The sequence below is a fragment of the Exiguobacterium sp. s95 genome (genome assembly GCF_018618655.1).
Lineage (GTDB): Bacteria > Bacillota > Bacilli > Exiguobacteriales > Exiguobacteriaceae > Exiguobacterium_A > Exiguobacterium_A oxidotolerans.
Genome location: NZ_JACSMM010000003.1, coordinates 60,842 through 73,343 on the forward strand (window position 1 = coordinate 60,842; position 12,502 = coordinate 73,343).

At 43.8% G+C, this 12,502-nt stretch carries 10 protein-coding genes; 5 read left to right on the forward strand and 5 right to left on the reverse strand.

The window, feature by feature from the left end; translation table 11 throughout:
- Positions 1-63 precede the first annotated feature (63 nt).
- Genes pssA through KNP99_RS07570 form a run of 3 tightly spaced genes read right to left on the reverse strand, consistent with a single transcriptional unit; the run spans position 64 to position 2,631 of the window.
- Positions 64-801, reverse strand: a complete 738-nt coding sequence (gene pssA / locus KNP99_RS07560) for a CDP-diacylglycerol--serine O-phosphatidyltransferase (protein ID WP_200872399.1) — start codon at positions 799-801, stop codon at positions 64-66.
- A gap of 20 nt (positions 802-821) precedes the next feature.
- Positions 822-1,289, reverse strand: a complete 468-nt coding sequence (gene ybaK, locus KNP99_RS07565; RefSeq protein ID WP_214765488.1) for a Cys-tRNA(Pro) deacylase — start codon at positions 1,287-1,289, stop codon at positions 822-824.
- Positions 1,249-2,631 carry an MATE family efflux transporter gene (locus tag KNP99_RS07570; protein WP_088836498.1) on the reverse strand — a complete coding sequence of 461 codons (1,383 nt, stop codon included), beginning with the start codon at positions 2,629-2,631 and terminating at the stop codon, positions 1,249-1,251. Before KNP99_RS07570 ends, ybaK begins: the two co-directional genes overlap by 41 nt.
- Before the next feature lie 198 nt (positions 2,632-2,829).
- On the opposite strand from KNP99_RS07570, the gene KNP99_RS07575 reads away from it, so the two are divergent.
- Positions 2,830-3,603 (forward strand): enoyl-CoA hydratase/isomerase family protein, encoded by a 774-nt coding sequence (locus KNP99_RS07575; RefSeq protein WP_214765482.1) that lies wholly within the window; start codon positions 2,830-2,832, stop codon positions 3,601-3,603.
- A 71-nt stretch (positions 3,604-3,674) separates the two neighbouring features.
- On the opposite strand, the gene KNP99_RS07580 is transcribed toward KNP99_RS07575, so the two are convergent.
- Complete coding sequence (locus KNP99_RS07580; RefSeq protein WP_088836500.1) at positions 3,675-4,826, reverse strand: cation:proton antiporter; 1,152 nt, start codon at positions 4,824-4,826, stop codon at positions 3,675-3,677.
- A 303-nt stretch (positions 4,827-5,129) separates the two neighbouring features.
- A complete protein-coding gene (locus KNP99_RS07585) occupies positions 5,130-6,917 on the reverse strand; it encodes a glycoside hydrolase family 13 protein (RefSeq protein WP_088836501.1) in 1,788 nt (595 codons plus the stop codon).
- Between the two features lie 455 nt (positions 6,918-7,372).
- Between KNP99_RS07585 and KNP99_RS07590 the strand changes: the two genes are divergently transcribed.
- The 4 genes from KNP99_RS07590 (at position 7,373) to KNP99_RS07605 (ending at position 12,496) form a co-directional block, all read left to right on the forward strand.
- Positions 7,373-8,632, forward strand: coding sequence for an extracellular solute-binding protein (locus KNP99_RS07590; RefSeq protein WP_204251432.1), 1,260 nt, complete (start codon positions 7,373-7,375; stop codon positions 8,630-8,632).
- Positions 8,633-8,758: 126 nt separating this feature from the next.
- Positions 8,759-10,114, forward strand: coding sequence for a carbohydrate ABC transporter permease (locus tag KNP99_RS07595; RefSeq protein ID WP_088836503.1), 1,356 nt, complete (start codon positions 8,759-8,761; stop codon positions 10,112-10,114).
- Entirely contained in the window at positions 10,114-10,947 is an 834-nt protein-coding gene (locus KNP99_RS07600) for a sugar ABC transporter permease (protein ID WP_029332873.1), read from the forward strand. Before KNP99_RS07595 ends, KNP99_RS07600 begins: the two co-directional genes overlap by 1 nt.
- Positions 10,948-10,966: 19 nt before the next feature.
- The gene (locus KNP99_RS07605) at positions 10,967-12,496 is read left to right on the forward strand and encodes an alpha-amylase family glycosyl hydrolase (protein ID WP_088836504.1); all 1,530 of its coding nucleotides are present in this window, start codon (positions 10,967-10,969) and stop codon (positions 12,494-12,496) included.
- Positions 12,497-12,502 lie beyond the last annotated feature (6 nt).

The window sequence follows — 12,502 nt, forward strand, 5'->3', positions numbered from 1 at the left end:
AGCATGGAGGGGCAGATCAAAAAAACAGACCGTCAAAAGACGGTCTGTTCAGCAGTAAAGCGTTTAATGTTGCTTTTGTTTTTTTCGTTTGACGAATGAAAAGAGTAAAAAGGCAATATAAAGGGGGACGGCAATAAACCAAAACGTCGACCATTCGTTACTCCGGGCAATCATGACATACGTGACATAGAGTAACGTGAACGTGATGACGAATGTATGGCGCGGCACTGGAATATCTTTGAAACTCGGAATCTTGACGCGACTGACCATCAAGAAGGCAAGTCCCGTAAAGGCGAGCGGAACCATTAAATCATTCATTCGTCCACTAAACAGCGTGACGACAGCTAAAATCCCACCTGCTGCCGTAATCGGTACACCTGAGAAGTAGGTGGACGCGACATTTGTTGCTGAAAGGTTGAATCGTGCCAAGCGAAATGCTCCGAATAAAGGGAACAAAGCGGCAACGAGTAAGCCGATTTCACCAAAGTCGTAAAAATAAGTGTAATATGCCATCATTGCGGGGGCGACACCGAATGTGACGACATCGGCGAGCGAATCAAGTTCCTTCCCAAAATCGCCAGCGACACCGAGCATCCGTGCAATCCGACCATCTAAACTATCCAACATCATGGCGATGACAATCAACAGTGTGGCATTTTGAAAATCTCCCCGCGCCGCCATGACGATTGCGAGAAAACCACAATATAAATTCCCGAATGTAAAGAGATTCGGGATTGAGTTACGAACACGTTCTTTCCACAAAATGATTCCTCCTGCCACTTCTTCGATACTACTCATCATATCATATCTAGCTGTTCGTATCAGCGGTTTCGATAGAGAATCCCACTAGTAAATTCCAATAAATCATCCGGAGACAATTTGATTTGCTGTCCCCGTTTACCAGCTGAGATGATGATGAACGGTTGACCGATGGCACGGTCGGACAGGAAGACGGGAAAAGCTTTTTTAGCTCCGATTGGAGAAACACCGCCACGGACGTATCCTGTCAGACTTTCTAATGCCTTCATTGGAACCAATGACATTTTCTTCGCACCAGATGCCCGAGCGACCGCCTTCAAGTTAACCTCTTCTTCGCCAGAGATGACAGAGAACAAGTAGTTTTTTTGATCGTCCTCTAAAACTAATGTTTTAAAAACCGATGAAAGCGGGAATTTAATTTTTTCAGAGACGGCTTGAGCGGACAAATCGCTCAAGTCGACCGGATAAGAAATAGATTCAAAGGAAACGTTAGACTGCTTCAGTAGCCTTTCTGCGTTCGTTTTGCTCATGAGATTCTCCTTTAGTGAGGGAATATTGAACCCACTTACGACCGTTCCAGCGTTTCAGTGCGAAGATACCACGGAACCATTCGTCGGCTGAGAAGGCAATCCAGATACCGAGAAGTCCGAGACCGAACTGAAGTCCGAGTACATAACTGACAACGACAGCGATTCCCCACATCGATAGGACACCGATTGTGACCGGGAAGCGGACGTCTCCTGCTGATTTCAACGTTCCCATCAAGACGATATTCAGCGCGCGTCCTGGTTCGAGGATGACACTTGCCCAGAGCAACGGAATACCGATGGCAATGATTTCAGGGCTCGATGTAAAGAGTGACATGATGGATGTCCCGAACGCTGCGATTGCGACGGCTGATACGAAACTTGCGAAGACAGCGATTTTTAATGTCTTGATGCCACGTGCATGTGCCTGTTCAAATTGTTGTGCTCCAACTTGGCGGGCGACTAACAATTGTGTTCCTTGGGCAATTGCGAGACTGAACAAGAAGCAGAGCATTGTGATGTTTGAGACGTAAACGCGTGCAGACAAGGCAGCTTCACCAATTGTTGCGATGAAACCAGTGATGATGAGCTGTGAAAACTGATAAGAAATTCCTTCTCCGGCTGATGGAATTCCGATGTTCATGATGCTCTTAATGTCTTGACGGTTGATTTGAATTAAATCTTTTAAACGAAAACGTAGTGATAATTTACGGTAAACGACAAAGAATAACAGTGTGACGGCAAAAGCACGTGCGATGACGATCGACCACGCGACACCTGCGACGCCGAGTACCGGAATACCGAACAGACCGAGTACGGCGATGACGTTACCGAAGGCACTGACGAAGTTCATCAAAAGAGTGACGTACATTGCATTTTTTGTGAAACCATGACTCCGGAGGATTGCTCCGAGTGTTAACGAAATGGCTTCTAAAAATAGGAATAAGCCAACAATCTTTATGAATGTTTCGCCGTAAACTAATGTTTGTCCTTCTAATGAGAAGAAACCTAATAATTGTTTCCCGGTTAGGGCGACGAGTACAGATATGATTAATCCGATGTAAAGATTAATCGAGAAGGCAGAGCGGGCGGTTTGACGTGCATCTTGGACACGTTTTGCACCTAGGTACTGACCGATGATGATTGTCGCTCCGACAGATGTGATATTAAATAAAATAATAAAGATGTTCAAAACCTGGTTCGAGACACCGACAGCGGCTGCTGCACTGTCGGAGTAGTAACTTAAGATTAATGTCGCGATGATCCCTAAACTCATATGCAACGCGATTTCGATGAATAATGGCCAAGTGATTTGGAATAATGTTGGTTGTTTTACAGTTTTCATAAAATTAAATTCCCCTTTTAAGTCCTTAAAACATTTTGTCTTACTGTATCTTTTGGAAACTATACGCCTTCAATTTTCATAATGAAAGTGAAAAACAAAGCTTTCATAAAAAAAACGGGGATTTAAAAGGATTTTCATAAAACATCACGAATACATCATAATGAATCGTTGTTCACTTTTGAAAGGTAGGGGAATGTGATGAATTCTGAAGTAGAGTACACGGTAGCATCGAGCGTAGCAACGGTGACGTTAGCTCGTCCGGAACGATTAAATGCCTTAACATCAACACTTTTAAATGAATTAGCAGATTCAATCGAGGAAGCCAATCAAGATGAAGCAGTCCGTGTCATCGTATTAACTGGAAAAGGACGCGGCTTTTGTGCCGGTCAAGATTTAAAGACGGTCTCACCAGGAATGGACCATGGCGATTATTTGAAAAGCTATTATCATCCCGTTGTCCGTGCATTAGCCGGATCGAAAAAGCCGATCATCGCAGCAATCAATGGTGTGGCAGCAGGAGCAGGACTGTCGTTGACACTCGCATGTGACTTCCGGATTGTTCAGGAAGATGCAAAATTGTCACTCGGCTTCATTAACATCGGTCTCGTCCCGGATGCTGGAGCACCATACTTCTTACCGCGTTTAATCGGTTCGGCGAAAGCACTCGAATTAGCGCTGCTTGGTGATACGATAACAGGAAAGCAAGCAGTCGAGTTTCAACTCGTGACAAAAGCGGTCGCAGCTGACCGGTTTGAAGAGGAAGTAATGGATTTTGCTCAGCAGCTCGCAGCGCGACCGACAAAAGTAATTGCGTATATTAAACAACTTCAATCAGCAAGTTTCGAGTCGACGCTCGATGATATGTTGGCACAGGAAATTATCTACCAATCACGTGCCGGTAAAACGGAAGACCATCAACGTGCGGTTCAAGCATTTCTTGAAAAAAAACCGCCTGTTTTTACCGGACGTTAAAACGACTTATTTTAATATCAGTGAAACAAGCAGGACCACTTCCGTTGTAATCGGAAATGGTCCTGCTTGTTTTAGCGCATTTTTTGTTTGATTTTTTGGGCCGTAGCATGTGTTTGATCGGTTAACCTACTCGAGAGACGAAATAGTAAAATTCCTAGAAAAGCGGAGACGAAAATATATAACCCCGTCAGCGTGATGAAGGCGCCGCTAGCGAGTGTAATAAAAAGAATTGAAAATTCTCCGCGTGGTCCTAAGCAAAAACCGGATTCGATGGCATGGTAGTTTGACAGCCCGAATGAACGGCCACCGAAGAATCCGACCAAAAATTTAGATAACAGCCCCCAGATGACGAGTGCCAAAAAGAACCAGTCTAAAGGCAGTCCTTCCGTCAATTCAAACGACATCCCGAATGCAATGAAAAAGAGAGGGAGCAGTAAATCTTGAAAAGGTGTGACGAGCCGCTTCAAGTAGCGTGTTTCCTTTAGTTCAGTCAACAAAATCCCGACGATGAAAGCACCGAGTACTTCTGATAAACCGAACATGATACCGACACCTGAAAAAGTTAAAATCAAGCCGATGATTCCAATTCCGGCGTCAGGATGCCGGTACAAGGAACCAATGATCCGTTCTTTTCTGCGAATAAAGACGGTTAGTAAGATTAAAGCACTGAACAGAAAGAGAAAACCCGCGAAAATGGACCCTACTTTGGCAAATGTAAAAGGTTCTGTACCAAGTATAAACGGTGCCGTCGTCAAGAGAAGCGGGGCAATCAAATCTTCAAAAATAAGTAACGATAAGACAAAGCGATTAACGTCCTTGTGTTTGTCTGGCTCACGATCGAGCAAACGGGCAGAAATCGAAGAACTCGTCGCATATAAAACGCAGCCGATTAAAAAGGCTTCAGGAATGGAAAAGCCAAACGCAAGCGTCAGGAGGAATGTTCCACCAAAAGATAACGCAACATCAATTAATCCGGCTTTCCACACGTGGCGTAGTTGACTGAGCAAGTCAGCAATTGAAAATTTAAGTCCCAGCAAAAAAAATAGAACGATGATTCCCGCTTCACCGCCTAACTTCAATTCTTCAGGTGCATCGTAATAAAGCCCGATGGCAATCCCGATTAAAATGAAAGCGAGGATACTCGGAAGGTGGAAACGTTCACTCAAATAACTGATTGCAAATAAGCCGATGAGAATAAGACCGGCATAAAAAAATAATTCCATAGCGAGCACGTCCTCCTTTTATGTTTTCCTTTACCCTAGAAAAGCATCAAAATAACTATTAGATGAGTTTCAAGGGACAGAAAATGAAGTAGGAGGGAAAACTCGCTGATTTTGTTTCTTCCTTCCTGTACTTGCCCGTGACAGTACTTGTCCCCGCATAGCTAGAAACAGGTAAGAATGGGATTAAGAAGCAACAGCTTGCGCTTTGTCCGAGAAAAGTAACGAAAAGGACGTGTCCAATATTACTTTGTCGACACGTCAAAATACGGCATCCATCTCGAAACGAGACAGATACCGTATTGATTAAAGGACTTGGACGATTGTTCCTGCATAAGGTGGAAGTGTTACTTCTAAAGAAGGAAGTGGTGAATTCGAGAACAAATCCATGCCTTGTCCTGCCGCTGGTGCGGGAAGTGTTACTTGCTGATTCGAGTTGTTGAAGTAGATGTAGTAAGTTCCATCTTCGCTCGTTCGACGCATGACGATCGAATTCGTCTCGTCATCCGCATGAACGAATGAAATGTGTCCGTTATTCGCAAGAGTCTTATGCTGTTGCCGCAGTTGAAGTAAATGTTTTGTATACATCAAAAGGTTTAAGTCCTGTTCTTCTTTGTCCCATGGCATACATTTACGGCAACCCGGATCTTGATCCCCATCGAGTCCGATTTCATCGCCATAATAGATGACGGGACTACCGGAAAACGTCAACATCGATAGTAAGAGGAGACGCATCTTATTTTTGTCATGGCCGGCACGCGTCAAGGCGCGCGGTGTATCATGTGAGCCGATTAAGTTAAATGTCACTTCGTTGACGTTCATCGTATTCGAGAAGAGAACGTGTGACATTTCATTGGCATACGCCGTCGCCTTCGTTTTATCAAGGGCAAAGAAGTTTAACGCTGCGTTCGTAAACGGATAGTTCATGACGGCATCAAATTGATCACCGAGTAACCACTCTTGCGAATCATGCCAAATTTCTCCAAGTATATACGTTTCAGGATTTGCTTCTTTGACGACCCGACGGAAATCACGCCAAAAAGCGTGGTCGACTTCATTCGCGACATCTAATCGCCAACCGTCGATTCCGAATTCCTCGACCCAGTAGCGGGCGACGTGAAGAAGGTATGCTTTTACTTCAGCATTTTCTGTATTGAATTTCGGCATCTCAGGCACAAAGGCGAACGTATCATAGTTCGGCATCGGTTCTGTGACGAGTGGGAAGTCGCGGAGGTGGAACCAATCACGGTAAGACGAGTTGCTACCGTGTTCACGGATATCAGCGAAGGCTTCGTGATGGAATCCGGCATGATTGAAAACGGCGTCGAGCATGATACGAATGCCATTTTCATGTAGAAGGTCGACCATTTGTTTAAATTTTTCTTTTGTTCCGAACTGTGGGTCGATTTCGAGATAGTCGATTGTATCGTATTTATGATTTGATTTCGCTTTAAAGATAGGACAGAAATAAATGCCCGTAATACCAAGCTCAACCAAGTAGTCGATGTGATCAATCACCCCTTGGAAATCCCCACCGAACAGATTCGTTGTCGTCGGTTCTGTACTATTCCAAGGCAATGTACCGGTAGGGTCGTTCGATGGATCACCATTCGCAAAACGATCAGGGAAAATTTGGTACCAGACCGTATCTTTGACCCAAGCGGGTGATGTGAAGACATCGATTTTATTTAAGTAAGGTACACAGAAGTAGTAACCGGTATCATCAAGTGGTTTTTCATTGAACCACCCACGTTCTGTGAAAACTTGTGTTGTTTGCCCATCGTGTAACCGGAAACCATAGCGAAGACGACGGAATGGGGGGATGACATCAATAAACCAGTAATCATATAATTCGTCTGAACCACTTCTTTTCATTGATGTTTCGAATGTGTTCCAATGATTTGTTTTCGATGGATCGAAGTTCCAGTCCGCATCATCGGGATTTTCAGTATGCCAATCATACGGGTCTCCCCAAATCAGTTCGACATGCTCAACATCATTTTTCTTAGTTTGGAGACGGATATGAATCGTGTTTTCGTCGTACTTATAGACGAACGGAGACATGGCGCGATGGAATACGGCTTCTTTGAGCATAATGGTCACTCCTCTAGTGCAATCGATTGCACTCTAATGTAATGGTCCTCGAACTAAGAATAGTAAAGCGCTTTCTTAAAGTCAATTAGAATGGGTGAAAACGAGAATTCCAAAAGATAATTTTATGATTTAATGCAATCGATTGCATTAAAGTGCGCAATTAAATTAAATGTAAACGTTTTCTTTTTTGGGTAATAAAAATTTTAGGGAAGTTTATTCGATTAAATACTTTTTTAGAATGTTTTTAAAATGTAGGAAAATAATTAATAAAAAGGACTTGTCAAAAGGGATTTAGATTGTATAATAAAAATGTAAAGGTGATGCAAACGTTTTCATAAAACGCTTACAACTACTCAGTTGTTATCATGAGAAAATGGTTGTGCCTTTATGCAAACGTTGTGCATTAGAACTTATCATTCGTACGTTAACTTGGGGAGGAATTTTCAATCATGGAAATGAAAAAACTTGTAGCAGGTCTTTCGGTATCGGTAATGGCAATCGGTGCTCTCGCAGCATGTGGTGGCGGAACAGATTCAGACTCTTCATCGAATACATCAGGCGATGGTGGCAAACCAGATAAAATCGTTATTTGGGAAGATACTGAAAAAGCCGAAACAACAAAAGCAGCGGCAAAAGCGTTTGAAGAAAAAGAAGGCGTAAAAGTTGAAGTTAAAGAAGTCAAAATGACAGATCAACAGAAAAAAGTTGCACTTGACGGACCTGCTGATAAAGGACCAGATATCATTCTTCTTCCACACGACCAGATTGGGACAGTCGTTGACCAAGGATTGATCACTGAACTTAAAGATGGTGAAAAAGCACTTGAGCCATTCATCGATACAGCAAAATCTGCTGTCACATTTGATGGTAAAGTGTACGGCTATCCAAAAGCTGTTGAAACACCGATTCTCCTTTTCAACAAGGATGAGTTAAAAGAAGCACCAGCTTCAATGGATGATCTCTATAAAGTATCAACGGAACAGAAAAAAGACGGCAAGTATGGTTTCCTCGCACTTTGGGATAACTTCTACTTCGCACACGGTCCGATTGCTGGGTACGGTGGATATGTCTTTAAAGATAACGGTGGAAAACTTGATCCTGCAGACATCGGCTTGAACAATGCTGGCGCTGTCGAAGGAATGGACTACATCGGCAAATGGTACAAAGAAGGTCTCTTCCCGAAAGGGTTGATCGGCGGTGGCGGCGGTCAAGCGATGGATCAATTGTTCGGTGACAAGAAAGCAGTCGCTGTCATGAACGGACCATGGGCAGTCTCAAGCTATAAAGAAAAAGGCATCAACTTAGGAGCATCGGCGCTTCCGAAGCTTCCGAACGGTGAAGCAATCAAAACATTCGTAGGAGTTAAAACGTATGCGGTTTCTGCATATTCTAAAAATCCGGAATGGGCTGAGAAATTCCTTGCTACATTAACAGGTGAAGAAAACGCGAAAGCGATGTTTGAGAAATACAACGAGATTCCACCGGTCACTTCACTCCAAGAAGATGCATCGATTAAAGATAACGAAGTTGCAGCAGCAGTCTTCGCTCAGTCTAAAGACGGTGTGCCAATGCCGAACATCGCCGAGATGGGACAAGTTTGGGAACCAATGGCAGCAGCACTTCAACTTGTTGCAACAGACAAGCAAGATGCTCAAAAATCAGCAGATGACGCTGTCAAACAAATCAAGCAACAAATCGAAGCGAACAATCAATAAGTCGTCGTTTCCCAATTGAATCACTAAAAAAGAATTAAAGAGAGGGGGATCATTGATTCCCCCTCATCTTTATGGTTGGAAGAGAAGCCTGAGGTCAGACATGACCTTTGGAAAGGAGAACAGACGATGGCTGCCATTACGACACCGAAACAAACGGACCCGACACCGGAACTACAAACGAATCACCGCAAAATTGCTTCGTTGATTTCAATTGTCCCAGGTTTAGGGCAACTGTATAATAAACAATTTTTAAAAGGCGCGATATTCTTTATCGTCGTCCTGTCATATTTTTTAGTCAATTTTGATTTGTTTTTTAAAGGAGCCGGGAATGGACCAGGGGATCGCGGTGCGATCTGGGGTCTGATTACACTCGGTGAGGTAGCAGGCGTAAGGGGAGATCACTCGATTTTCTTAATGGTCGAGGGAATCATCGCGTTGATTTTACTTGTGTTTGGTATTGCCATTTACGTCTGGAACTTTATCGATGCGTATCGAATCGGTAAACTGCGTGATTTAAATGTAGAAGTACCTTCACTGAAGATGCAGCTACGGAATTTCCGTGATAACGGGTTCCCGTATGCTATGCTGATTCCATCGTTGGTACTACTCGTCTTCACAGTCGTTTTACCGTTGATTTTTACATTCTTGATTGCTTTTACGAACTATAAATTCAATAACTCGCCACCAGCCAAGCTCGTCGACTGGATTGGCATTCAAAACTTCTTAAACATTTTCACGGTCGATATTTTCCGTGATACGTTCATCAGTGTGTTAGGTTGGACGCTCGTTTGGACAGTTGCTTCGACGACAGGCGTCATCGCAATCGGAATTGGTCTGGCTGTTCTCTTGAACCAAAAAGGTCTTAAAGGGAAACGCTTCTTCCGTTCAATTTTGATTTTATCGTGGGCGGTACCGGCTTTTATCACGATTTTGATTTTCCGTTCAATGTTCAATGAAACATTTGGCGTCTTTAACACGACGTTGCTCCCGGCAATCGGAATAGGCGGTGGTGTCGAGTGGATGACTGACCCGACGTACACACGTCTCGCACTGATCGGGATTCAGTGGTGGCTCGGATTCCCGTATATCATGACGCTCACGACAGGAATCTTACAGTCGATTCCGGAAGATCTATATGAAGCGGCGACGATTGACGGGGCGACTTCAGGTGAAAAATTCCGTTTGATCACGTTACCGATGATTTTATTCGCGACAGCTCCAATCTTAATTACGCAATACACGTTTAACTTCAATAACTTCAACATCATCTATCTCTTTAACAATGGTGGACCGGCTGTACCGGGACAATCTGCGGGTGGAACCGATATCTTAATCTCCTGGATCTATAAGCTATCGCTCGGTTCAAATCCACAGTATGGTTTCGCAGCAGCAATTACACTCGTACTGTCGTTCTTCATCATGACGATTGCCGTCATTCAGTTTAAACGTTCAAAATCATTCAAAGATGAGGATATGATCTAATGAGAAAACAAAACCGAATCAATATGGCGTTGTCATACCTCATTTTGACGATCGCCTCGATTATTATTGTCTATCCACTACTTTGGGTTGTCGGGACTTCGCTCAACCCGGGGAAAAGCATTACTTCGGACATCTTCCCGAGTAATCCGACACTCATCCATTACTTCGATCTGTTTGATGCGACACAAACGGATTACGGCATGTGGTATTTGAACACCATCAAAATCGCTGTCATTACAATGGTCGTCTCGGTCGCATTGATCACGTTAACGGGCTATATCTTCTCACGTTACCGGTTCGTCGGGCGAAAAAATTCGTTGATTTTGTTCCTCGTCTTGCAGATGGTTCCGCAATTCGTCGCGATCATCGCGATTTATGTGTTGCTCAACATGCTCGATTTGTTCGATACACATCTTGCGTTGATTCTTTTATACTCTGGTGGAGCGATTCCGATGAATACGTATCTCGCCAAAGGATATTTTGATACAATACCAAAAGAGCTAGATGAAGCGGCACGAATGGATGGGGCAGGTCATCTTCGGATTTTCTGGCAAATCATCCTTCCGCTTGCTAAACCAATGGTTGCTGTCATCGCTTTGTTCAATTTCATGGCACCGTTCAATGATTTCATCCTGGCGTCACTTGTTCTCCGTTCGCCGGAGAAACAGACGCTTGCGGTCGGATTATACAACATGGTTTCTGAGCAATTTGATAACAACTTCACGTTGTTTGCGGCAGGTGCCGTTTTATCTGCAGTCCCAATCGTCCTTCTGTTCTTCGCCTTCCAGCGCTACTTCGTATCTGGATTGACGGCAGGTGGAACGAAAGGGTAATAAAGGAGGAATTAGCGGCATGAGACGAGGCGTGATGCTTCTCTTCTTGCCGCTTCTCTTGTCTTTCGGACTTTTTCCGCAGACGAGTGAAGCAGCAAATTGGGAAAAGGAACGAATGTATTTTATTATGATCGACCGGTTTGAGAACGGGAAAACGAGTAATGATATCGATGTGAACAAGGACGATCCGAAAGCTTATCATGGTGGTGATTTGGCAGGGGTGACGAAACGCCTTGATTACATAAAAGATGAAGGATTCACGTCAATCTGGTTGACACCGGTCTTTAAGAATCGACCGAATGGCTATCATGGTTACTGGACGGAGGATTATTATAAAATCGATCCCCATTTCGGAACAAAAGAAGAATTTAAAACATTGGTCGACGAAGCACACGAGCGTGACATCAAAGTTGTTCTTGATTTAGTTGTCAATCATCTCGGACCAAATCATCCGCTTGTCGAAGAAAAGCCGGATTGGTTCCATGAAGAACAACCGATTATGAATTGGAACAATCAAGTCGAAGTCGAAAACAACTGGTTATTTGATTTGCCAGATTTCAATACTGAAAATCCAGAAGTCGTCGATTATTTGGTTGACGTCGCGAATTACTGGGTCGATGAGACAGGAATCGATGGGTATCGTCTCGATACGGTCCGTCATGTTCCGCCGGCATTTTGGAAGGAATTCATTCCGGCCGTCAAAGAAAAACATCCGGACTTATTTTTACTCGGAGAGGTATTCGATGGTGATCCGCGAAAGATTGCGACCTATTCAGAGCTTGGATTTGATTCCGTGACAAACTTTCCTTTCTATTACGGGATAAAAGATCAATTTGCCCGCAAAAATGGTTCAGCGGAAGAACTCGATTCAGTTTATAATCGAGATATCACATTTAATCCGAAAGCGATGTCGCTCGCGACATTCATTGATAATCATGATTTGAAACGATTCATTACAGAAGCGAAAATCGGTGGAACTTCAGATGAAGAACGCCAATTACGCCTCGCGTTATTCGCCCTATATGCTGCTCCAGGTATGCCGGTCGTCTATCAAGGAACGGAAGTCGCCATGCCGGGTGGTGAAGATCCGGGGAACCGAATGATGATGGAGTTTGATAAAAATGAAAAGATGCAGGAGTATGTAAAAACGTTGAATCAGATGCGTCAAGACTACCCAGCGTTCGCGACAGGGAAGCAACGCTTGTTAGGAAAGACGGATCATATGGCCGTATACGCTCGAGAATCAAAAAATCAGACGGCGATTTACGCAATCAATCTAGGAGAGAAGAAAACGACGATGCGGATTAAAGCTTCTGAAATCGGTGATGATCAACGTCTGCGAGGATTATTATTTTCCGATCTCGTCCGACAAGATGGAGATGCCTATGAAATTACATTGGATGGCAGTAGTGCGAATGGATATATCTTAGAAGATTCTCAAGTGAACTGGTGGTCACTTGTTGCGATTGGATCCATTGCCCCAATCCTTGCGTTGATTCTTCTCTTGGTCCATCGCAGACGCGTCAATCGTTCGAACGAAAAACAATAAAATACA